Here is a 22,767-nt window from a genome sequence, read left to right on the forward strand (position 1 = left end):
GCCGACAGTCATTACATTCAGGGGTGGGTCACCGCAAGGCACGGCGTCGTGTCTATCCCGCGGCGCCAGGCCCCGAGCCCGTCCTGATTGCCAGGCGGGAAGAGCACCGTCAGGTTGCTCGACTCTAGCCGGGCGCTGAATACGAAAAAAATCAGCAACATAATGACCGTTATGTTGCCGGCGGTTAAGTCAAAGGTCGCTCGGCGGACGGACCGCCAGTCGCCCAGACTTCAGAACACGTTCTGAGTTAGTGTTCTCGGATGAGCGCACCAAGCAGTTCCCGAAAAGGGTTTCAGTCGTCTGAACTGAGCCGTGCGTTCGCTGAAGTCTTCACGGCCGCGGCGGACCACCCGGTCCGGATCACTCGCCGCGACGGTGAGTCCCTGGTGCTGATGTCTGAGAGCGCAGATCGGGCGCGGGCTTCGCTGTTGGAACTGGCGTCCCAGCTTGTTGCTGTCACAACGGGAACGGAAGGAACTTTGGCTGGTCGCATGAGTGACCGCTTCCCGTGGATGTTGGCTCTGAGCCCGGCCGACCAGGATGCCTGTGCGAAGGCTGTCTTGGCGACCGCACGTGCGTCCTTTGCGACCAACCAGCCTCATCTGGCCGTTACGGAACTCACTGCCTGGCGCGAAACGGCCACTGCCATCGCCGCCGGCATGGGCGAGAAGCCCGTGGAATGGCTCGAGAACCCCTCGGAAGCGATCGAGCGCTCTTAGAGCAAGGTCGACCGAGCTGAGCTTTGGGCGCCGCTACGTCATGAAGAGACCTCTTCTTCAGAAACCCGATCAGGCACCCGCGTAGGTCGGTTGCCCGCGTTCTCGTTAGTCGTGTCCACCAGTACTTCTGGGTGGTCGCCTGCAGAGGGGGAACCCCGTGCGTTAGCAAGGTTCTCAATGCGTGGCGCCCAGATTGACGGTCGGCACATCGTAGTCCGATTGGCAGAGGCGAGTGCCCGGGGCTAGGGAGTCTCTGCTGACAAGAAGACGGCCAGCTCGCAATCAGTTGGTTCTCTGATTTCCACCGGAGTTATAGCCGGGATCGGGGTGAGGTAGTCGTTGATGGACGCCTGGCCATCAAGTTGACTGCGTGGTTGGTCCTCTGCGTCTGCGTCCATGACGGCCTTTCGATTCCCCAAGAGCCAACCGCCCGCTAAACGACCGGCTAACGGACTTTGCCTCGTGACGCCGGCCGACGATGCCGCCTTGTACGCATTTCTCCGCTATCCTGCTTTCGGCAGTTTATCCGCCAAGGTTGACACGACATCAAGGGCTTTTTTGACGTAGTCACTGTCAAGGTTTTCAGCCTGTGCGGCCCCACTGTGATCCTCCCACGCACGCCCGAACGTCTTTTGCAGGAAGGCCACTTTGGCCTCCTCGGCCACCTTTCGATCCTCGATGTCAGAGAGGTAGGGGCCGATCGCCCGCAATTCCAACTCTGTCCGCTTGTAGGCACGGGAAGTCGCTTGGGAATGCTGGCCCCTCCGGACAAGGATCGTTGCCACACCACCGAGCGCCAGGGACAGGGCCAACTTTAAGGACAGCCATGTCCAGTTGAAGTCGCCTCGTTCCCAAAAGGCAACGATCGCCACGTAGACGAGCCAGCCGACGCCGGCGATAGAGAGACCGATGCCTATCCAGAATGCTTGATTGCCCGACTTCAATTCCTCGTTCGCGGATGTCTTGAAGTTCTCGGCCAGGATGTGTCCAGTTGTCTGACCTGCGGCTACATCGGTCTGATCTCCTAGTGTCTGAATGCGTTTTAGGACGCCGGCACTCTCCTCTTCCGCGCCCTTGATGGTTTCGAGGTGGGGTTGCGCGAGTTTCACGAATTCCTGACCTTGGCTCTTCAGCCATGTCGTGAACTCCGTTCCGCGGTTCTCCTGGGCGGCGCGAAAGTTCTCTGCATGATTCGTGATGGCCTGCTGCATCAGTGCCTGATCCGAGGTAATCGTAGTCTGCATGGCTGCTAGTGACTGTTGTGCCTGAGCGAGGGTCTGCCCAAGTTCCTGAACTCGCTCCTCGAGGGCCGTCTGGTTCTTTGTCGACGTTTCCTCGGTTTCTGCCAATTTCTGCTTGAGCCCTGTGTTGGCCTTCCGGTAGGAATCGATCAGAGTCTCGTATTCGAGCTTCGCCTGTTGCGCTAATTTGGCGCTGGTGCTTTGCGGCTTGTGCCAAGATCCCGCGGCTTGAAGCCATGCTTCGGCATAGACGACGGCCTGTGTTTCTTGGCCAGGATTGCTACGAGCATTACTCAGATAGTTGAGCGCATTCTGCCACTGTTCGTCTGCTTGTCGCAGTTGCTCGGAGGTGAATAGTCGAGAGTCGACGGCCTTGTACGACGCCAACAGCCCGGTCAGGAATCTGAGGCGCTCAAAGGCGGCAACCTGACTTTCATTTGTAGCGGGTTCCAAAGTGGCTAAGACGTCCGAGACCTGATCCGGTTTCCCCCATATTGGATGTGTTTCGAACTGATTTGCCTCCACTGACCCTCTTCTCATCGGAATGATAGCTAACGCAGATTATCAACTCCGATGGCACAACAGGGTGCCCGGGGCTATGGGGGGGCAAATTGTGCGCGCTGCGCGGGCTGGTTTCTGACTGCGCCAGTTTTGGATGGCCCGGTATGTTGGGGAAATCCACCCCGTCATGACGAGCCAAAAAACGTTGACATAGTCAGAGGGCACCCAACCTGCCTCCCCTGACCATCAACGAGGTGCACTTAGTAGCCGTCCACCAAGACGTCGAACGAGGCACCTTCACCTGGGACAACACATCTCGCTTCCCTTTCAGCGAACCCCTGGCAAAACAACCAATGCGAACGCCCATCCTTCCGTGCACGCTGAAGGATCCCTGACCGGACACGCATACCGCGCCTCTCTCTGGAGCGCAATCGGAACCCTCGTGCGACAAGATGGTGTCATGCTCGTGAACGAGATCCAGCGCTGGGGCAACGCCACCTTCAGCGCCCCGGCTTCGGCGGGCGCTCTGATGGCGTGCGAAGCACAACTGCGTCACAGACTCCCTGACCACCTTCGACGACTCCTAGCAGAGACAAATGGCATCGAGGGTGAATATGGGCTCGGTCTGCTGTGGAACGCCGAGCGGATCGCCGAAGACAACGACCGCTTCCGGAACAGCACTGTTTTCCGACAGCTCTACATGCCTTTCGACGGACTCGTCTTCTTTGCTGACGCCGGGAATGGCGACCAATTCGCCCTGTCGCTCAGCGGGAACTACGAGGTCTTCGTCTGGAACCACGTGGACGACAGCCGAATGTGGGTCGCGAGGACTGTCATCCGCTATCTGGAAGAATGGATGACCGGGGCGCTCACGGTCTGAAGACCGCAGGCTGTCCCAGTGGAGGATTGTATTTGAGGTGCCCGTGGGCAGTGTCGTCCCAATTTGCCATAGGAGGCAAGAGCAACGAGACGAGAAATCACAACGCCTGGCACAGGTTACTGGACACGCCTCGACTAGTGATTCAGCGAGCGAGCCACTGTTCCCGTGGGATGGCGTACTCGACGTCGCCCAACTCACTGCCGGGAAGGGGCTGATCGAATTCCACGCCGAACGTGCGGATGTGGCGCAGGCCCACGGCAGCCATCGTCGCCCGCGATGCCGTGTTGACGACCATCATCTGAACCCCGCCCAGAAGCCGAGGCCGGGCACAAGCTCGGCAGCCGCTAGCTGATTCCCGTGTATTCCCTTGACCTCGTCACGCGTTCGCGCGCGCCCCGCACCCAGGTATCTCATGACCTCGGGATCTGAGTCGAGCTCCACCTCATGCTCAAGATGCTCGTCCGACAGGGGGACGAGCCGGATGCGATTGGTCTGTAGGGAAGCTTGGCCCATGAAGGCAGCCTAGCCGCCAAACTCGACTCCTGCGCGAGGACAGAGGAACGGTAAGCCACCCCCTTTCGGCCTTGACCGATCGACAAGCAGCGCTGTCAAAGAGAGCAGCCACATAACGCCGAAAGTCAGAACTGAAGGACTAGTCACCCTCCGTTTGGCGCCACTTCTCCTTCAACTTCTCGATGTATTGGCCGGCCGTGAGTCCGCTGGCCAGGAACTCGTTGATGCTCTCGACGGTCTCACGGGAGGGGTACAAACCGTCCAAGGCCCAGGAAGCCATGACGTCGATGGTGAGTTCGCGTTTCTGCTCCGGAGTCAGGACACGGCCAGCTGGCTCGGGGGCCATCGCTTTCGGCACTCTACATTTGCTGGTATCACCCATGGCGACCCCCTTCTGGTGCTGCGGGTTCTTCAACTCTATCGACTGACGACGGGAAGCGGCAGGCGTCTCGGCTTCGGCCCGGCCTCTTTCATTATCGTGTTCCAGCTATCAGGTCCGTGTTAGGGCGTGTTCGGTTGCAGTCCGGGTGAGTAGGGCCGCACGGGGTATTGGCCCATGGCGTCGGCCGGTAGCATCCGCGGCTCTGCATGATTTAAAGGTGCCCAGATGACTGTGGCTGTGTGAGTCGGGTCCGGGCCTTGGCCATCCCCGTGACTGCCCGCTTGCTGTTCGACCCCGCGCCCCGCAAATGTCCTGATGTGTACGCTATCCCCATGAGCAAGGTGACCTCGGAGGGCAGTTTGTGGCGTCGGGTCCTTCGCGCGTTGAGGAACCTGTTTGCAGACGGTGGGCCATTGGCGCCCGGATGGGGCTTGGGTCGACGGAAGAATTAGCGAAACTGTCCGGTAAATCACATTTGTGCCTCGGGAACCGCTAGCCTCATCTGAGGACTAAGGGGGCTCATGATGGAAATCGCGCTGACCTGCGCAAACGCAACCTTGAATGTGGATGCGGAGGGTACCTTCCATCTGCGGTGGGCGCCGGGCTCGTCTGTGTCGGCCGCCGATGTTCACGCCGTCGTCGCTGCCGTCCGTGGCGTGACCGGAGGCCGGTTGCAACCGATGCTCGTCGAGGTCGTGGACGTGTGTTTGAGTCTCGAGTCCAGAGTGACGCTGCAGGGGACGCGGTTTGTGTCCGCTGTGGCACTGGTCGGGGCCACAGTGGTCGACCGGGTAATGGCTGCGGCCCTATTGCGTGAGCAGGAGTGTCCGCACGGATACTTCACGTCTATCGAGGAGGCCAGGGAATGGCTGAATCGCTTGCCCGTCCCACAGTCGTTGGAAGAATCCGTCGTCTAACTGAGGAAATTATTCGGGCGTGAAGGCAAGACCGCAGAAGCGTTTCGGCGGCGAAGGTCATCTCTCCCGAGAGCCTTCGGTAAATCATCCCTCACCGGCGAAGCCCGGCACGCCCAGCGAAACGGCGCCTTTCCGTAGCAATGCTCCAGCCAGCTCCAGTCGACCTGGTCGAGTTCGTCTAAAGCAGACCGGAGGCTGCCCTGGCGTGGTGAGGCCGTGAGACTCTACTCCCGCAGCGCCTGCCACCGAGAACAAATCACCTCGGACGCATCACCTTCGCACGTGTAGCTAAACAGGGAGCCCGGACGCAAGTAGCCGCAGGCCACCGATCGTTTCGGCTTGATAGGAGTGCTTCCTCCCGGATCAGGACGGGGACTCCTCGTGAGGCCTGTCTGGGGCTGGTTGTCGGACACTTCTTATTTAGGAGCCTTGATGGCGGAACCTCCTTCCTGAACGGATCCTTGGGCATCACTCGCCAGACCACAGGAGGCGCGACCACTTCCTTCATTAGGGATCCGAACGGTAATCTCATCAGCATGCGCACCAGCACCGGGGCGAGCTTCTACTACACGATGGACGGGCTTGGCTCGACCATCCTGCTCACCGACAGCGCCCAGGCCGCGGCAGCCACGTACTCCTACGACTCCTGGGGCAACGCCACCAGCTCCGGCGCCCAGGTGGCAACCAACCCCTGGACGTACGCCGGCGGCTACAACGACATGGCCACCAGCAACCGCATCAAATTCGGTGCCCGCTACTACAACCCCTTCCATGGCCGCTTCACCCAAGTGGATCCAAGCGGTCAGGAAAGCAACCGCTACGCATACGTCGGTTGCAATCCGATCAATGGCACGGATCCGAGTGGACTCGATTCCGCTAGCTGTGGGTGGGCTGCAGCTTACGCAGGCGGAAGTGGTGCTGTCTGGCTGATTTCCGCCGGACTGCTACTTGGCACGATCGCCAGTGGTGGTTTTCTACTACCTGCCGAGATTGCATTTGCTGGATTCGGATTCCAATTTTTTACAGCCACTCTAGGAGAGTCACAAGCTTGTGGATAACACAGACCGAATGCGTCCAACCCCAAGGTTTGCAGGGATAAGCATGCTTATCCTCGCCGCAGGCAGCCTTATTTACGGGGTGGTGGATGTCGCACAATCGAATTGGCTGCTGGGTATTGTGAAACTCCTGTTCGCGGCGTTCGCGGCGAGCCTCGGTGTCTATTTTGTTCGAAAGACACCGCCTCCCAGTGGCCAGAAGGAGTCAAGTACCAAAGCATGAGCACTTACAAGGACCATTCCGTTCCCTGGATGTCTTTGGACTTCAACATGTACCAGCGCGCAGGCGACCCAGGCGGCCTCAGCGCCTGTTTCGGCCTCGGAGCCGCAGCAGCGGGAATCGGAGTATTTGCTGCGGGGCTCTTTGGAGCTTCATTGTTTGTTGATTCAACGGTGATTGGTCTCCCTGAAGGTCTGGGTTTGGGTGTCCTCTCCGGTATCGCCGGAGCGTTCGGAGGCCTCACCGCGGGTGCCGCCTGGGTCGCCTGCGCGGCGGGGTGGTGATGACGTGATCTGGCCTTTGATTCCGTTGATAGCCGGCCTGATTATTCTGGGTGGCTGCATGGTCTATGCCCGCAGGAATCGTAGTGCTGACGGTACGCCGTTCCCTGGGCGGCCCGTGATAGCAGTCCTAACGGTGATCGCGCTCGGTTTCTTGATCTACTCGTTGATCGGGTTTGTGTTTCTCAAATGAAAGGCCCTTTCAAGGAAGAGCGACGTATTCTCCAGACATGATCCGGGGAGGCTTGGATGGAACCGACCATCAGTCGAAATGCTTGCGGATGACGATCCGCCGGTACCCTTCCGGGACGAGCGCTGTGGCGTTGGCGAGGGCGTCTTCATAAGATGTGCCGTGCGCGCCAAACCACCGGAGGCGCGACCACTTCCTTCATTAGGGATCCGAACGGTAACCTGATCAGCATGCGCACCAGCACCGGGGCGAGCTTCTACTACACGGTGGACGGGCTTGGCTCGATCATCCTGCTCACCGACAGTGCCCAGGCCGCGGCAGCCACGTACTCCTACGACTCCTGGGGCAACGCCACCAGCTCCGGCGCCCAGGTGGCAACCAACCCCTGGACGTACGCCGGCGGCTACAACGACATGGCCACCAGCAACCGCATCAAATTCGGTGCCCGCTACTACAACCCCTTCCATGGCCGCTTCACCCAAGTGGATCCGTCCGGACAAGAAGGCAACAGGTACCTCTACGCTGGGGCGAATCCGGTCAATGTGACCGACCTGTCCGGGCTGGCGTCGCTGTTCACTCCCGGCCAATTGATCGGCACCATTGCTGTTGGAGTTTTAGGCATCGCTATCGGAGCAGCTGTCTGCGCGGGTTCCGCCGGTGTGGGTTGCATCGCTGCTGCAGCCTTTATAGGCGGTGGCCTTGGCTCAGCCATAGGGTCAGGAACCGGCACAGCCATTGATGGAGGTTCGACTGCAGACATCCCGAACTCCATTGCTAACGGATTGGGTCTCGGATCCATCGGCGGGGCAGTAGCGGGTATCTTGGGTCCGTTGTGTTCATGAGAGGAGGTGGCAGGTCATTGAGGAACCGAAAGATCCGGTTGTGGATAGGGACGTTCGCCCTGCCGATACTCGGCTTTGTCGTCGGGTATATTTTGGGCGGCTTTCCGGCGGCCCTCACCTGCGTCGCCATTGCGATTATCCCGATCTTCTTCTTGCATTCAGACAGATGGGTCGGTGGCGGACCTGGGACAGGCTCCAAACCTCCTGAAGACGATCCAGCAAACCCTAACCGCGGGCATGACTGAAGTGGTTCGTTAGCATCCAGACCCAGGCCGCGGCAGCCTTGGCAACGGGGGCGGCTGCGGCGGTATCCGGGGTCTTCACATTTCTGAACTGCCTCTAGGGGGCGTGATGCTATTCCTTTTGATCGTAGGCCTGGCTTTGATCGTGATTGGATCCGTCTACGCCATACGTAACCCTCGGGCCAAGGGCGAAGGGATTGCCACCCAGCGATGGCTGTACATTGCCTTCATAGCCCTCGGAGGTATCTCCGTCATCTTGTACGGGGTTCTTGCGATCACGATGGGCAGAGGCGCTTGACGCCAGGACGAGCAAAGAGTCCGGACAGGAGACTCTGTACGGCGCTGTTGGCAGGGGTCATAGCCGGATTCTTTTCCAAATACTTCTAGGTTGTTGATGATATGAACATATTCGGCGCGCCGACGTGGGTCCGAGTTACCTTGGTTCTCATCACATGCTTGCTGGTGTGGGGGATCGTAGGATTCATCATCGGGGGCTGGCCTCAAGCACTGAACCTTGGGCTTGTTGCTGGCCTCGCAATGACAGCTTGTTAGCGGCCATGAAAAACTGCCCGTAGGCGGCCACGAAAATGCCCACTGACGGCCAGTAAAACTTCCCACCGGTGGCCATGAGATCTGCCCACTTCCTTACTGAACCTGCTGCGTCTTAAGCGGCGGGGGCCTCTCCCCGGGATTTGATGACGGTGTCTAGACGCACCAAGTCACTCAGGAAGAGGCCCTGTATGAAGCATGACGGAGAAATCATGGAAATTCTTGCTGCCTACGATCTGACCGGATCGCTACGGGCAACAGCGGAGCTCACGGGATGCTCGCACCACACTGTTGCCAGACATGTCGCGGCGCGGGACGCCGGCCGGCCGATCGCCGAACCGGCGCCCCGGCCCCGGGTCACCGACGCGTACCTGCCCAAAATTGAGGAATGGATCGAGGCGTCCAAGGGACGGATCCGCGCCGACAAAGCCCACGAGAGGCTCCTCGCCCTGGGTTATGCGGGCTCTGAGCGGTCCACCCGCCGGGCAATCGCGCAGGTCAAGGCCGCGTGGCGGCTGGGCCACACCCGCGTCCACCGGCCATGGATCACCGAACCGGGGATGTGGCTGCAGTACGACTTCGGCGACGGGCCGCGGATCGGCGGGGTGAAGACCATCCTGTTTGTCGCCTGGCTGGCGTTCTCGAGGTTCCGGATCGTGATCCCGCTGCGTGACCGGACCGCGCCCAGCGTGTTCGCCGCCCTGGACCGGTGCTTCCGGATCCTGGGCGGGGCACCGACCTATGTCCTGACCGACAACGAAAAGACCGTGACCACCGCCCACGTCGCAGGAGTCCCGGTGCGGAATCAGCAGACCCTGGACTTCGCCCGGCACTACGGGATCAGCGTGCTGACCTGCCAGCCGGCCGACCCCGCGACCAAGGGCGGCGTTGAAGCGTCGGTGAAACTGGCCAAAGCCGACCTCGTGCCCACGGACACCAACCTCCGGCCCGAGTACGCCTCCTTCGCCGAACTTGAGGCCGCCTGCCAGGCGTTCATCGATGAGGTCAACAACCGGGAACACCGGGCGACCCGCCGCAAACCGGCGGCCCTGCTGGCCGAGGAATCACCCCGGCTGCACCGCATCCCGGAGACCGCGCACACGGTCGCGTTCGGGCTGGCCCGCACGGTTCCGGAGAACACCCCGATGGTCACCTTCGAGAACGCCCAGTACTCCGTGCCCGCGCACCTGCTCGGGGCCCGGGTGTTCGTCCGTGCCCACGGCGGCGGGCCCGACGAGCAGATCATCATCGTCCACCACGGCCCGTCCGGTCCGGTCGAAGTCGCACGCCACGACCGGGCCAGGCCCGGCAGCCCCGCGATTATCGATGAGCACTTCCCCGGGGCCAGGACCAGGATCCCGGGCGACTACGCCGTGAAAGCCCGCAACGCCGGCGAGGCCGAGTTTCTGGCCATCGGCGAGGGCGCCAGGACCTGGCTTCTGGAGGCTGCCGCGGCCGGGACTGCCAGGATGAACGTGAAAATGGCCGAGGCCGTGACGCTGGCGAAAATCGCCGGTACCGAGGCGGTGGATCGGGCCCTGGGCGACGCCGCACTCAATGGCCGCTTCGCCCATGGCGATCTGGCCTCGATCCTGAACGCCAACGTCAGGCGCACCACCACCCATACCGCGGACGAGACCAGGTCCCTGACCCAGGGCACCGGCGCCTGGGCCGGGCTGGGCGCGGGTCCCGCAATTGTGAAGGAGCAGAACCGATGAGCCCGGTCAGCACCACGAACACCAGCGCCCCGGCCCTGCCCGCAGACCTCGAAGCGCTGATGCGGCAGCTGAAGATGCCCCACGCCCGGGCTCTGGCGCCGGACCTCATCGCGACCGCCCGCGCCCAGCGCTGGGAACCGGCCGAGATCATCAAGGCCCTGTTCGCCGAAGAAGCAGCCGGCCGGGCCCGGTCCATGCTGGCCACCCGCCGCAAAGCAGCAGGCTTTCCCACAGGCAAGACCTTCGATGTCTGGGACCAGACAGTCTCCTCCATCCCCGCTCCGACCCAGCAGGCCCTGCGCACCCTGGAATGGATCGGCCGCAGAGAGAATCTCGTCGTTTGCGGCCCCTCCGGCACCGGAAAGACGTTCTTCCTCGAAGCCCTGGGCCAGCAAGCCGTCGAAGCCGGCATGCGCGTTGCCTGGTTCAGGCTCGAGGACCTCGGCGCCCTGATCCGCGCCCACCGCACCGACGACAGCGTCACCCGGGCCGTCGCCAGGATCCTTCGTGCCGAACTGGTCGTGATCGATGACATCGGCCTTTTGCCCGTGGCCACCGACGCCGCCGAAGGCCTCTACCGGGTCGTTGACGCCGCCTACGAAAAGCGCTCCGTCGCGATTTCCTCGAACCTGCACCCTGCGGGCTTTGACGAGCTCATGCCCAAAACCCTGGCCACCGCCACCGTGGACCGGCTCCTGCACCACGCCCACGTCTGCCAAACCAGTGGCGACTCCATCCGCCTCACCCAGGCCCTCGCCGGAAAAGGAGTCACCCAACTGAACTAACAAAACCCGACGATGGCCAATCCCGCCGAACCAGAGTGGGCAGATCTGTTGGCCATCACCGGGCAGTTTTGCTGGCCGCCAGCGGGCACATCTGCTGGCCGCCTATGGGCAGAAACTAATGACCATTGACAACAGCTGTCGCGAGTATTCCAATACTCAGAAATGACGGCAGCGAGTCAAAGAACAAAGACAACCATCGGCCTCGAAGAGAATGAACACGCCTCAAAGCCAACTGAAACGGAACCCTAGACGGAAGGTTGTGCATCACAACCTTGGCGGGACTATAGCTGAGGCGCGATTTAAACATGACACCTAGTTCAGGAGTCCTCACCGCGGGTGCCCCCTGGGTCGTCTGGCACGGAGGGATGGTGATGAGGTGGTCTGGCAATTGATTCCGTTGTTCGCAGGTCTGATCATTCTGGGTGGCTGCATGGTCTATGCCCGCAGGAATCGTAGTGCTGACGGTTCGCCGTTCCTCAGGCGGCTTCTCTTAGGAGTCCTAACAGCGATCGCGCTCGGTTTGTTGGCGAGACGTCGCCGTCCACGCTCTCCAATGCGCGGACCAATGCTGCGATCGGTTCTCCAGACCGGGCGCGCGCTGCGTCGCCTGCCTCGTGGTGGTCGGAAGGTCCTGAAGGTGCGGCCATTGTCTGTTCCCTGTCATGCCAAGACATGCTTTGCTATGTGACGACAGTGACGACAGACCATCCGTTGGCGACGGGAAAGCGCTGCGATTAGCGCCATGTAGTCCCTGCGGAGTTGACTTGGTAGGCCAGTGTAGAAAGTGCTGGGTGCGGCGCCCGCGTTGCTGAGTATTGGTCCCTTGGCTGGTGTTGCCCTCACTGAGATGATGGACCCAACCTGCAGAGAGGCGCGCCAATGTCTGCTGCTCATGAGGAAGCCCTAGCGTCCAGTGAGGAAACCATCCTCCGCCTACGGAGGGGAATCCAGGCGGCCCAACTCCGGGTTACCCTAGACCAACAAAGGGGACGTCAGACACCGGAGGCGGTAGTACGAGTGTCGCAGCGGACGCTCCCGAAATTGCCGTCTCCATTCGATACTTTGAGAACGCCGGGCGGGAAGCTCCGAACGGATCCGGCGTCACGGAGAGAAATGGCAATGTATTTGCGCCGTGGGATCCGGGCCGCGCAACTGAGGGTGGCTCTCGACGACCAGCGGGGCCGGGTGACTCCCGAAGCGGTGACGAGGCTGGCCCAGATGCAGCTTCCGACGCTGATGTAGACCATGTGCCCGAGGTATCTCGGTCAAGCCGGTGATACGTCCAATTCTTTCTCCCGTTCTGGGGTCCAGATAAGGATGTCGGCCAGGCGCAGAAGTGAGAGCTGCCGCCCGTCCGGTGTGAGCTTGGTCGCGGCGAGATCACCGTCGGAAGCTTTGGCGAGGCCGTCATCCTCTCGCCACCATTCGATGGAAACGCCGGGATGATCCTCCCCTTCTCCCAGAAGAAGAACATGGCCACTGAGGTTCGCCATCTTCTCCGCGAATTTGCGGCCGTTTAGCTCGCGCCGGCCGCTTGCCTTTGTTGATTCGCTTCGGTTGCGGAAGGCCACTTTGCCGCCGGGCTGTGCACTAGTCTTCGAGCATGACTGTGAGCGCAAAGCCATCCGGCCGTCCGTTCGAACCGGGTATCCGCCGCGCAACGCAGCTAATCCGATCGGCAAGCCTGCTGTTGTGTCTGGGGCTGTCGCTCGTTGCGACCGCTTGCGGCGCCACCATCGACGGCGATCAATGGGTTGATGTTACGGTCACAAACACGCTATCTGAGCCAGTGACGCTGAACACGCATTCGGCCAGTTACCTTTCTCCTGGCCAGAAGACGGTGCTTCACGTCAGTTCAGACAACGATCCGCAGGCTGTGCGGGTGTATGGCCCAAATGGCCGCATCCTAGGCTGTTTAACATTTTCATTCCACACCACGTTGCCCGAAACGCGCTCAATCAGCGTCAGCGACGTCACGGCCTGTGACGAAAAAATTCGTTCCTTTCCGGGTTGACAGGCGAGCTGCCGGACCACCGAACGGGCGGTGTCCGGTGAGGATCTCCTGATGGGCAGGGATTCATTGCCCGAGTTCATCTCCGGACGGCCAAGTTGTGTATCCCAAGGCCCTTTCCGCTCGATACTTCGGTAAAGCCAGGAAAGCTGCACACCCTATGGTTGCGAGTTCGAGGAACGCCAGCGCGGCGGATGCGTAAAAAAGCCACTGCGGAAACCAAGTGCTACTGGCTGTCGCCAGTGCCCCCACCATGAAGACTGGCAGGGTTCCGAAGAGGATTTTGGTTCCGTGGAAGGTTACAAGACGGTAGTGGCCGGCCGCTGGTTGCACAGGCATGGCTTTCCATCTCTTCCTCGGTATCACCTGAACGTTCTGGCTGGTCATCTGGTCCTTTGCTGACACGTGTCGCTACTCGGCGAGTCGGCGGCCCAGTTGGGCGGAAGCGCAGCATCCTCGTCGGTCATGAGCAGAACCTATCACCAGGTCAGGCACAAGATACGGCTCCATACGGAGTTGCTCAGCTGTCTCCTCTAGGCCCGGAAACCAAGAATTCTCGACACGGGTCTTGACGCACATCGATCGGAGCAGGAGAGAAGGTTTTGGTCGCCCGAAAAGGGATCCCTCGCCGGACGATTCGCGCAAGGGCCTCAGCGGCCGGTAGCTGCCCCAATAGCGAGTGGCCTGTCACGCCCAGGCGTCGGGCTGTAGGCTCCGAGCATGTGGAGAGCCGGCGGACTATATCGGCCAGTATTCCCCTGATACGAGATGTTTCTACTGACAATGTTCGGAGCTTCCTATGAATAACCCGTCCACTGTGGTCCCCGTCGGTTCGCCCGGGCCCTTTCCACGCATGGTGCTCTCATCGCCCTTGGCCGGTTACGACGTAACTGTCGCCGAGGGGAAAAATGCGGTGGTAGCTCTCAGGGCTTTGCAGGCGCTGCCCGGGGTGTTGTCCTTCACGCTTCAGATCTTCAGCGCTCCTGGTCTTGAGGTGAGAGGGCGAGGCACACAGAAGGTTCCGCGCCCGGAGCTATCTCCGGGAGGGTTTATCGTGGAAGCCCTCTTCAAGGATGCGAAAAGCCCCGATGGCGAGCCGGTACGGGTCCCTGTCCACGTCCAATCCGGTGGCGGTGGGATGGGCCGATGGGACATCTCTTACTGGTTCAGGCTTCCCGATCCGGTGCCCGCGGAGGTTGCGCTGTCTGTCGCTTGGCCGGATGCGGGGATCCCGCCGACGGTTGTTAACATCGCTCGGGACGACATTCTCAGCGCGACCCCCGAAGAGCTCAGCTTCCCCCGCTAGCCGCATCCAGAAGGTGGGGTGGTCGGCAGCTTGTTCAGGACAGCTCCCGAGCTGCCGACGACGACCGCACCGGAATAGCCCCGTGTGCCCGGGCACGGATTCCGCACCAGATGCAAGATGGTGGAGTCGTCAAACTGTCTGCCCCGGAGACTACACTTATACTCGAACATATTTTCGAATAAAGGTGTGTCATGAGTCTTGCTTTGGACCCTCGCATGATAGACGCGGGGGCGCCTCCGGGGCACGTCCCGGTGGCACCGGTGGCCGTTCCGGCGGGCTACCCCTCGCCGAGCCAGGACTACTTCTCCTCGGAGCTCGATCTGAATGAGCACCTGATCAAGGACAAGACCAGTACCTTCATCGTGCGGGTGTCCGGGGACTCCATGGAGCCGGGCGGCATCAGCGACGGCGACGAACTCATCGTGAACAAGGCATTGGAGCCCAAGGACGGATCCGTGGTGGTGGCGATCCTCGACGGCGAACTGACCATAAAACGGCTGCGAATCACCAGCACCGGCGTGATCCTGCAGGCCGACAACCCCAAGTACCCGCCGATCCGCGTCCAGGAACTCTCCGATCTGCGCATCTGGGCTGTTGCCATCAGGTGCCTGCATTATGTCTAAGCCGGCAGTAATGCGGCGCATGCAGGAAATTGCCCACATCGACGTCAACTGTTTCTACGCCTCGGCTGAGCGGATCTTCGATCCTTCCCTCGAAGGCAAACCGCTCATCGTCCTGTCGAACAACGACGGGTGCGCGGTGACGCGCTCGGATGAGGCCAAGAAGCTCGGGATTGTGCTGGGTGAGCCGTGGTTCAAGCTCGCTCCGCGGGCCAAGGAATGGGGGCTCGTGGCGAGATCCAGCAACTACGAGCTCTACGGATCGATCAGCGCCCGGGTCATGGAGCTGCTGGCCCGGTATTCGGCCTGGCAGGAGGTCTACTTTCTGTACCCTGAAATCTGTTGTTGCGCGCGGCGGCCATATCAATCTCTTCCCCGCCGGACCCAGCCCTGGAGACTATAGGACGCCCCGGCGCCACCGATCCGTGGTAGTCCACGGCGAGGACCAAGCCGAGGGCGAGTGCCACAACGCAGAGTGCGGCGTAGGCCCATGGACTATAGGTCTCGACCAGGGTCTTCGGACCTGAAGGAAGGACTGATAGATAAATAATCGACAGCGAACAGCGCAATGAAGGACATCCCCGTGAGTCTCAACGGCTTCGGCAACCCTGGAAGAAGGGTGATGTAATTCATGCTTATGACAGGAGTCTCTACTTCTGATGCCGGACCGGGTAGCCGAGCTCTTCCGCGGCTCCAAGGACACCCTCCGGCCATTCGGCCAGAAATGTCCACGGCATGTTCTCCTTGGCGAGGAAGTTCACCCGTCCCCAGGAATAGAAGGGATGCGGACGGCCCGGATAAACTTCGCGGACGTCTGAGCGTTCGAGCCTCCAAGGTCCGAAGTGGCGCGCCCACCAACGGGATCTGGGTCGAAACTCAAGCTGTGAGGCGCTCATGGTGAGTATGACGTACGGTCCTTGGATCCTGAACCGACCGGGGATTTCAAACCCGCCTCTGAACTCATATGTCATTCGTCCCCTCTTCCGGTTGCGGTCGGTCTGTCCCAGTATCCTTCGTCCCGCTCATCCTGCCTGAATCTCCCGCAGCAATGTCGAATAAGGGCATCAAACGAGGTTGGCGGAGAGGTGGAGGAAGATGTCAAAGATCAGCAGTTCGTGGTTTGATGCAAACGTTAGCCCGCGAACCCTCCGGATAGGAGTGGCAACGCGGCCAGGCGGCACCGTTTCCAGGACTCCGGGGTGGCGCGAGCATTTTAGAAGATTCCTGGAATTGGCATCAGTGGTGACCACGGTATCGGTGCGGATGATTGGGTCAGTGTGTTGCTCCTGCCGCCGTGGATTTCTGCTGGGAGTGGGGTCGGGAGGAAGGCTTCGAGGCCGGTCTTCACGTTCAGTTCTCCACCGACGACGTGGTCGCCGGGGGCTCCGCAGCTCTTTCCCCCGAATGCGCCGCCTCCAAAACCGCCGCCTAGTACTACTGATAGCCCGCCGTATGTGAAGGGGCCTCCCAGCTGATCCACTGTTCGTGCTGAGCTCACCTGTAAATTGGCGCCGAGTGCCAAGGAGGGGGTTTGCACCCCGGCTCCGCCTGTTTCAGTGAAACCGACGGTGAGCGAGTGATCAACGTCGTTTCTGGCTGCTACGACGCAGACTTCTCCGAATCCGCCTCCAAAGAGCCCGGCACTGGCTGACAAACAAAATCCGACGGAAATCATTCCGGTGGGGTCATTCCGGTTTACCGGATCCCCTGAACCGAAATTGTAACGTTCCCCGGTCGCCGCAGTGAGGGGATCGACGCTGAGGAATTGGGTGGTTGTGGGGTCGTAGTAGCGGGCGCGGAGGTAGTAGAGGCCGGTGTCGGTGTCCTGGGCTTGTCCGTTCCAGCGCAAGGGGGTGTCGGCGGTCCCGGTTTTGGTGGTGAGGTTGCCGTTTGCGTCGTAGGTGTAGCTGGCGGCGACGGCTGAGGTCTGGTCGGTGAGTAGCCTGGTGGAGCCGTATTGGTCGTGCTGGTAATAGAAAGTGTTACCGGTTCCGTCGATGTGTTCGATGGGGTTGCCGGTGTCGTCGTAGAGGTAGCTGGTGGTCCCGTCGGTGAGCATGAGCGGTACTCCTGCACGGGTGTCCCAGGCGTAGTGCTGTGCGCTTCCGGTGGCGGGGGTACGGGTGGTGCGGAGGCCGTCTGCGTTGTAGGTGTAGGTGGTGCCGTTTGCGGCGGTGAGCCGGTTGGCCTGGTCCCAGGTGTAGGACGCAGCCGAGCCTGCGGGTGCCGGGCCGGTGAGCCGGTTGCCCTGGGCGTCGTAGGTGATCGCGGTGGTGGTTCCGGAGGTCGTGTAACCGGTGGGCTGGTTGGCTGCGTCGTAGGTGAGGGTCGCCCCGGTGGCGAGGGTGGTGGTGTTTCCGGCCGGGTCGTAGGTGTAAGTGCCGGTGTTCACCGCAGCGAGCTGGTCACGGCTGGTGTAAGTGTAGCTTTCGGCAGGTTGGGTGATCCCTGTGATCGTTGCCGAGTCCAGGGCGCCGACGGGGTTGCGGGTGTAGGTGAAGGATGCCAGGGCGGTGCTTCCCGGGCCGGTGTCGGTGATGGCACCGACCTGCCCTGCTGCGTCGATGGTTGCGGCGGCGGTGACGCCGTTGCCGTAGACGATGGAGGTCGTGTTGCCGTCCGAGTCCGGGGTGAGAGTGGTGGTGTGCCCGGCCCAGTCCGTGATCCCGGTCAGGTGCCCCGCGCCGTCATAGGCGCGGTTGACGGTTTGTCCGTTCGGGTAGGCCAGTGCGGTGAGGTGCCCGGCGAGGTCGTAGGTGTATCCGGTGGCCTGTCCGGCGCCGTTGGTGACGCCGGTGAGCCTTCCGAGGGAGTCGTAGGTGTTGGTGGTGGTTCCGGTGCCGTCGGTCATCGTGGCCCTCTGGCCAACGGCGGTGTAGGTGAAGGTGGCGTTCGGCGTGGCGCCCCCTGAGTAGCTGGTGCCGGCGCGGTTCCCGGCGGCGTCATAGGTGTTCGTGGTGGTGCGCCCTGCCGGGTCGGTCACGGTGACGGGGTATCCGGCGGCGTCGTAGGCATAGGAGGTGGCACGCCCCAGAGGGTCGGTGCTCTGGGTCAGCCGGTTCAGGGCGTCGTAGGTGTAGTTGCTGGCGTTGCCGGCCGGGTCGGTTTGGCTGGTCCGGTTGCCGTCGGCATCATACGCCGTGGTCGCGACGCTAAAGTCCGGGCTGGTGACGGTGGTGGCCCGGTTCAGGGCGTCGTAGGCGGTGGTCGTGGTTTGCCCGAGGGCGTCGATCTGGGTCGTCCGGTTCCCGTTGGCGTCGTAGTAGTAGCTGGTTGTGCGGCCCAGCGGATCCGTCTCTGATGCCAGGCGACCTGCACCATCGTAGGTGTAGGTCGTGGTGTTGCCGCGGGGAGTCACGGTTGTGAGGCGTTGTCCGAGGACGTCGTAGGTGCAGGACGTTGTGTTGCCGAGCGGGTCGGTGCTGGACGCCAGCGCACCGGCGGTGGTGTGGGTGAGGGTGGTCGTGTGGCCGGCCGGGTCGGTGATGGTTGTGGTGTCACCGGGGTGGGCCGTGTCGGTGTGCCCGTAGGTGGTGGTGGCGGTCTGGGAAGTGCCGGTCAGTGGCGTGGAAACCGTCAGCGGGTTGCCTGCGGTGTCGTAGGTGTAGGTGGTGGTGGTCCCGGCCGGGTCGGTGGCGGTGGTGACCTCGTTCAGGGTGTTGTAGGTCCAGGTGCTTTGGTGGGTCGCGGGGTCGGTCGTGGTGAGTCTGTTCCCGGCCGTGTCGTAGGTGGAGGTGGTCGCATGGCCTAACGGGTCGGTCACGCTGGTTGTTCCGAAGGTGTTCTGGTCGTAGGTGTAGGTCCAGGTTGCTGCCTGGGTGGTGCTGGCGCCGTTGATTACCTTGAGGAGTTGGCCGTTGGTGTAGGTTTCGGCGGTGGTCCGTCCGCCGGGCGAGACGATGGTCGTTGTTCCGTCGGCGGCGTAGCTGAAGGTGGTGATGCCGCCGGCCCGGTCCGTCTGGCTGGTGACCCTCCTCGCCGTGTCGTAGGCGTTCGTGGTGGTGTTTCCGCTTGGGTCGGTGATCGTGGTGATCAAGTTGAGGGAGTTGTAGGCGTATCCTGTGGTCGCCGAGTCGGTGCCGGTGGCATTCGTCAGTCGGCCGGCGCTGTCATAGGAGTAGGAAACGACTCGGCCGGCAGGGTCCGTGACCGTGTCGATGTGGCCGTCCGGGGTGTACGTGAAGGCAAGGGTCCGGCCGGCAGCGTCGGTTGCGGTGGTGACCTGCCCCGCGGTGTTTCGAGCCAGGGTCGTGGCGTTGCCGTTCAAGTCGCTGAGCTGGCTTAGCTGTCCGGCGGAGGTGAACTTGAAGATTTCCGTTGCCCGGCGGGTGTAGGTCCAGGTCCCGTCCGTGTTGTGGACTAGGGCTGCCAGGACCTGGGAGGGCGCGTGGAAGTCCCCGTTCGTGTCCGGGGTGAAGGTGACCATCGACCCGGTTTCCTGGTGCACGTCCACCGTCCCGCCCGCATTGATGTTCAGGGACAGGCCGTAGTTGAACGACCATCCATAGCCCAGCGGACCGTCGAAGGGTGCGCGCTGGGCGGAGTAAGTGCGTTTGAGTTCCAGGCCCGGACCCCGCCCTGGAATCGAGATGTCCGTGTTGTTTTCGAAGAACTCCCCGTTCGAGGTGTTCACCGGATCGGGTGTGCAGGCGAAGCATTGACCTAGCTCGGCGCGGTTGGATCCGCCCGCTGACTCAAATGCTGCGGTGGGACCCGCGGTGCCGACGATGTTCGACGAGGCCAGCAGGGGGGTGGGAGGAAAAGTGCTGCCGGCTCCTCCGGCGGCGGCTATGTGGGTGTGCCCGACGATGCCGGTTGTTATTGAGCACGACGTTCCCGTGGCGCATGATCCGACGATCGGGGACCCGTCCTGTGACTGGTCATAGATGCCGATACTGAAGTCACTGTTTTCCGTGCTGTAGTTTGTTGTCGCGGTGAGGCTGCTGCCCGAAGACGCGAGGCTGACCGTCCAGGCCGGAGGGGTCACCGTGTATGACGTTGCCCTGACCATCGGTGCCATGCCGTCACCGGTGTAAGGGTCTGCGACGACTGCGATGTAGGTGCTCTGGTATTCGCTTGGCACACCGGTCCAGGAACAGGTGTCCGCCGAGGTGCAGGAGGCAATTTTCTTTGGTCCGCCGGGGGCGGAGGTGTCGTAGAAATAGGTGTAGAGGCCGGCGGTGTCCGAGTGGTAGTTTCCGGTCGACGTGAGGGTGATCTTGGGGCCTGTCGTCACCTCCAGGCTCAGCGACCCGACCGGTGGAGGCGTGTAGGTGGCGATTGTGCTGCCTCCGCTGATGATGAGGCCCGTGAGGGTCTTGCCGTCGAGCACTGTGCCGCTGGTGTCGATCGCGACAGGGGACCAGGCCGTGGTGTCCGGCGCGACGGCGGCGCCGAGATTACTGTTCCTGTTGGTACCCCAGCAGTACGGCTTGCCCTCCGCCAGGGCGCAGCTGTAGTCGAATCCAGTTGATATTTGGGTGACTGCTTTTCCTGCAAGCACACCGGACGTATCAACAGCCACGGGAAGCGTTTCTTGCAATGGAAATGGATGATTGGGGTACCAGTACCCCACCCCCGTCCCGAGTGTCCCGTCGAGCCCCCAGCCCCAGCAGAAGGCTCGTTCGTTCGCGATGGCACATGGCCCACCCTCACCGACACTTACCCCGGTGACGGTCATTCCGGTCAGGGCCCCGCCTACAGATACGGGAACGTTCGAGGACGTGGTAGTGCCGTTGCCGAGTTGTCCTGCGCTGTTGTCCCCCCAGCAGTATGCTTCTCCAGCGGCGATGGCGCACACTGTGCCGCGCCTTGCGCTAAGTTTGGTGACGTCCTTGCCGGCCAGGACCCCCGACACATCAACGGCGACGGGAAATTGTTCGTACACGTAGTCTTGCCCGTTTCCTAGCTCTCCTGAGAATTCTTGTCCCCAACAGTAGGGTTTTCCGTCGGCTATGACGCAGGCGCCATAGTCCAAGATTGCAATGTCGGTCACCGTCTTGCCGGCGAGGACGCCGGTCGTGTCGATCGCCACGGGGACTGCGCTGTAGTCGTCTCCTCCGGTAACCCACTGGTTGCCCCAGCAGAAGGCCTTGCCGCTGGCGATCGCGCAAACACTGTCCGGGCCGGTCACCACCTTTGTGATCGTGGTGCCGGCCATCACACCGGTCATGTCGACCTTCACTGGTGTGACAGAGCTTTGGAAACGGGTGCCGTTTCCAAGCTGGCCGCTCCATCCGTCCCCCCAGCAGTAGAGTTCCCCCGTTTTCACCGCGCAGTTTGTGTCGCCGCCAGAGTTGGAGGAGACCAGGGAGATGCTGGCACCTTCGAGGTCGCCGCTGCCTGCAGGGGCCGGACGGTCGACGGTGACAGCCGCGGCGCCCCTCCCCAATTCTCCGGAGAAGTTGGCGCCCCATCCCGCCATGCCTACGCCCCCATCACCCGCGTCATCGGTGGTCTTTAGGGCGTCAGGCAACGTCCGGTTTGGCGGAAGGTTCACGTCTAGTGCCCGGCCGGGGGCGCTGGCCAGCGCGGATGAGCTCAAGGTCCGGGTGGGCGGAAGGTTGGGGCTCACTGCTCGAGGGGGCACCCCGGCCGGTGCGGATGAGTTTGACGCCCGGGTGGGTGGAGGGCTGGCAGTTGCCGGCGGGACAGGCAGCCCGAGCAGGAGGGTTGCCAAAACGACAAACATTCCCAGATTGCGCACGCGAAATAGCCCCAAACCAGACACGCTGCCCCCATATTTATGAGTTAGAGGATCGCAGCATTTCAGAATGGCACCCTTTTGTCCATAGATTGGAAGTTGCCAAATCCTTCGTTTGCCACAACCCTGTTCGGGGCCTCATGTTTCTCTTCAGGGTGAGGATGGTCATTGGCCGACTTTGAGCAACCCGGAGAGTTTCCCGGTATATCCAAATTTTGCAAATACAATTGCCCCGGGAAATCATTATCGTTTGCGGTTGTTGAGCCAGGCCGCATGTCTTCGTTTTCAGCCCTGACATCGACCGACTGCGACAAATGTCCCCTAGTCGGTGGAAGCAACCAGTTGTCGGAAGAGACTCATCACTGACATATACAACTCGCCTGCATACGCGCCACAGTTGTCAAAACGCGAGCTTGATTCCGGGCCCATTTCGCAGACTGTTCCTGCGGGTCGTGAAGGAATGTCCAGTGTGGCCCGGAGTCCGCGCGGTATCGAATCCAGGCCCGCTCATGGACGGGTTCAAAATTGTTCGAGGCCCTGAGCCGCGGCTAAGGCTTCGCCGGATGGCTTGCGGGGAGCAGCGAAACCGGGCCGACTTCGTACGACACCATGTCAGCCGCGACCCGGAAGTCAACGTAATAGTCGTGGTTGATGTAAGTGTTGCGCTGATCGTTGGGGACGTGGACAAAGCCGGCGTTGGTGAGCTGTTTAGCCGCGTCCTTCTTCGCTGCGGCTTCAGCCTGGATGGTGCTCATCTTGCCGAAATATGGGTTGCTTTTCGTCGTCAGCCAGCGACCCGCTTTTTTCGCCTTGGTTGAGGAGCCAGTACCGACCAAGAACGAAGGAACCGGGCCGGGAGCCGTTGGACTACCGGGCGGAAGGCCATTGGGTAGTCCGTCTCCGCTCTTGGGTTTCGCTGAAGGCGACGGGGCCGGGGCGGCAGATGTGGCACCTGCTGCGGTCGGGTGCACGGATGCCGCCCCCGTAGACAGCAGCGCCGCAGGAGGCTGCTGCACAGCCTGCGGCGACGTACATCCACTGAGCAGCAAGCCCATAAGCAAAGTGGCAGGTGCGATAGAGGTCTTCTTCAAC

Annotated in this window: 21 protein-coding genes and 1 pseudogene; 14 read left to right on the forward strand and 8 right to left on the reverse strand. The window is 61.6% G+C overall.

Annotated elements, in window-relative coordinates; translation table 11 throughout:
- Positions 1-260 precede the first annotated feature (260 nt).
- The gene (locus ACSKT0_RS20445; protein WP_437771355.1) at positions 261-719 is read left to right on the forward strand and encodes a prevent-host-death protein; all 459 of its coding nucleotides are present in this window, start codon (positions 261-263) and stop codon (positions 717-719) included.
- A 503-nt stretch (positions 720-1,222) separates the two neighbouring features.
- Here the strand turns inward: ACSKT0_RS20445 and ACSKT0_RS20450 are convergent.
- Positions 1,223-2,485 carry a hypothetical protein gene (locus ACSKT0_RS20450; protein WP_437771356.1) on the reverse strand — a complete coding sequence of 421 codons (1,263 nt, stop codon included), beginning with the start codon at positions 2,483-2,485 and terminating at the stop codon, positions 1,223-1,225.
- A 436-nt stretch (positions 2,486-2,921) separates the two neighbouring features.
- On the opposite strand from ACSKT0_RS20450, the gene ACSKT0_RS20455 reads away from it, so the two are divergent.
- Positions 2,922-3,341 (forward strand): SMI1/KNR4 family protein, encoded by a 420-nt coding sequence (locus ACSKT0_RS20455; protein ID WP_437771357.1) that lies wholly within the window; start codon positions 2,922-2,924, stop codon positions 3,339-3,341.
- 142 nt (positions 3,342-3,483) lie between these two features.
- Here ACSKT0_RS20455 and ACSKT0_RS20460 read toward each other — a convergent pair whose 3' ends face one another.
- Positions 3,484-3,639, reverse strand: a complete 156-nt coding sequence (locus ACSKT0_RS20460) for a hypothetical protein (RefSeq protein WP_437771358.1) — start codon at positions 3,637-3,639, stop codon at positions 3,484-3,486.
- 354 nt (positions 3,640-3,993) lie between these two features.
- Positions 3,994-4,200, reverse strand: coding sequence for an antitoxin VbhA family protein (locus ACSKT0_RS20465; protein ID WP_437771359.1), 207 nt, complete (start codon positions 4,198-4,200; stop codon positions 3,994-3,996).
- A 557-nt stretch (positions 4,201-4,757) separates the two neighbouring features.
- Here ACSKT0_RS20465 and ACSKT0_RS20470 point away from each other — a divergent pair.
- The 8 genes from ACSKT0_RS20470 (at position 4,758) to ACSKT0_RS20505 (ending at position 12,277) form a co-directional block, all read left to right on the forward strand.
- Positions 4,758-5,153 carry a DUF7793 family protein gene (locus tag ACSKT0_RS20470; RefSeq protein ID WP_437771360.1) on the forward strand — a complete coding sequence of 132 codons (396 nt, stop codon included), beginning with the start codon at positions 4,758-4,760 and terminating at the stop codon, positions 5,151-5,153.
- 536 nt (positions 5,154-5,689) lie between these two features.
- On the forward strand, positions 5,690-6,211 hold the full coding sequence (locus ACSKT0_RS20475; protein ID WP_437771361.1) for an RHS repeat-associated core domain-containing protein: 522 nt from the start codon (positions 5,690-5,692) through the stop codon (positions 6,209-6,211).
- Positions 6,212-6,254: 43 nt separating this feature from the next.
- The gene (locus tag ACSKT0_RS20480; protein ID WP_437771362.1) at positions 6,255-6,431 is read left to right on the forward strand and encodes a hypothetical protein; all 177 of its coding nucleotides are present in this window, start codon (positions 6,255-6,257) and stop codon (positions 6,429-6,431) included.
- A complete protein-coding gene (locus ACSKT0_RS20485; protein WP_437771363.1) occupies positions 6,428-6,712 on the forward strand; it encodes a hypothetical protein in 285 nt (94 codons plus the stop codon). The genes ACSKT0_RS20480 and ACSKT0_RS20485 overlap by 4 nt, the downstream gene beginning before the upstream one ends.
- Positions 6,713-7,129: 417 nt before the next feature.
- Complete coding sequence (locus ACSKT0_RS20490) at positions 7,130-7,741, forward strand: RHS repeat-associated core domain-containing protein (protein ID WP_437771364.1); 612 nt, start codon at positions 7,130-7,132, stop codon at positions 7,739-7,741.
- 982 nt (positions 7,742-8,723) lie between these two features.
- A complete protein-coding gene (gene istA, locus ACSKT0_RS20495; RefSeq protein WP_437770454.1) occupies positions 8,724-10,250 on the forward strand; it encodes an IS21 family transposase in 1,527 nt (508 codons plus the stop codon).
- Positions 10,247-11,035, forward strand: coding sequence for an IS21-like element helper ATPase IstB (gene istB / locus ACSKT0_RS20500; protein WP_437770453.1), 789 nt, complete (start codon positions 10,247-10,249; stop codon positions 11,033-11,035). The genes istA and istB overlap by 4 nt, the downstream gene beginning before the upstream one ends.
- Before the next feature lie 1,113 nt (positions 11,036-12,148).
- The gene (locus ACSKT0_RS20505; protein WP_437771365.1) at positions 12,149-12,277 is read left to right on the forward strand and encodes a hypothetical protein; all 129 of its coding nucleotides are present in this window, start codon (positions 12,149-12,151) and stop codon (positions 12,275-12,277) included.
- Between the two features lie 23 nt (positions 12,278-12,300).
- Here the strand turns inward: ACSKT0_RS20505 and ACSKT0_RS20510 are convergent, their stop codons facing one another.
- Entirely contained in the window at positions 12,301-12,606 is a 306-nt protein-coding gene (locus ACSKT0_RS20510) for a hypothetical protein (RefSeq protein ID WP_437771366.1), read from the reverse strand.
- A 32-nt stretch (positions 12,607-12,638) separates the two neighbouring features.
- On the opposite strand from ACSKT0_RS20510, the gene ACSKT0_RS20515 reads away from it, so the two are divergent.
- Positions 12,639-13,049 (forward strand): hypothetical protein, encoded by a 411-nt coding sequence (locus ACSKT0_RS20515; protein ID WP_437771367.1) that lies wholly within the window; start codon positions 12,639-12,641, stop codon positions 13,047-13,049.
- Between the two features lie 63 nt (positions 13,050-13,112).
- On the opposite strand, the gene ACSKT0_RS20520 is transcribed toward ACSKT0_RS20515, so the two are convergent.
- Positions 13,113-13,433, reverse strand: a complete 321-nt coding sequence (locus tag ACSKT0_RS20520) for a hypothetical protein (protein WP_437771368.1) — start codon at positions 13,431-13,433, stop codon at positions 13,113-13,115.
- Between the two features lie 412 nt (positions 13,434-13,845).
- Here ACSKT0_RS20520 and ACSKT0_RS20525 point away from each other — a divergent pair, with 412 nt between their 5' ends.
- The 3 genes and pseudogenes from ACSKT0_RS20525 to ACSKT0_RS20535 all read left to right on the forward strand — a co-directional run.
- Positions 13,846-14,352, forward strand: a complete 507-nt coding sequence (locus ACSKT0_RS20525; RefSeq protein ID WP_437771369.1) for a hypothetical protein — start codon at positions 13,846-13,848, stop codon at positions 14,350-14,352.
- A 191-nt stretch (positions 14,353-14,543) separates the two neighbouring features.
- Positions 14,544-14,975 carry a LexA family protein gene (locus ACSKT0_RS20530; RefSeq protein ID WP_437771370.1) on the forward strand — a complete coding sequence of 144 codons (432 nt, stop codon included), beginning with the start codon at positions 14,544-14,546 and terminating at the stop codon, positions 14,973-14,975.
- A pseudogene (locus ACSKT0_RS20535) lies at positions 14,968-15,294 on the forward strand (DNA polymerase V subunit UmuC); the annotation flags it as partial. The gene ACSKT0_RS20530 and the pseudogene ACSKT0_RS20535, both read left to right, overlap by 8 nt.
- 328 nt (positions 15,295-15,622) lie before the next feature.
- Here the strand turns inward: ACSKT0_RS20535 and ACSKT0_RS20540 are convergent.
- From ACSKT0_RS20540 to ACSKT0_RS20550, 3 genes are all read right to left on the reverse strand, one after another.
- Positions 15,623-15,868, reverse strand: a complete 246-nt coding sequence (locus ACSKT0_RS20540; RefSeq protein ID WP_437771371.1) for a hypothetical protein — start codon at positions 15,866-15,868, stop codon at positions 15,623-15,625.
- A gap of 317 nt (positions 15,869-16,185) precedes the next feature.
- On the reverse strand, positions 16,186-21,546 hold the full coding sequence (locus tag ACSKT0_RS20545) for a DUF6531 domain-containing protein (protein ID WP_437771372.1): 5,361 nt from the start codon (positions 21,544-21,546) through the stop codon (positions 16,186-16,188).
- 677 nt (positions 21,547-22,223) lie between these two features.
- Positions 22,224-22,430 (reverse strand): hypothetical protein, encoded by a 207-nt coding sequence (locus ACSKT0_RS20550; RefSeq protein ID WP_437771373.1) that lies wholly within the window; start codon positions 22,428-22,430, stop codon positions 22,224-22,226.
- Positions 22,431-22,767 lie beyond the last annotated feature (337 nt).

It is taken from the genome of Arthrobacter sp. KNU40 (genome assembly GCF_051515115.1).
GTDB lineage: Bacteria > Actinomycetota > Actinomycetes > Actinomycetales > Micrococcaceae > Arthrobacter.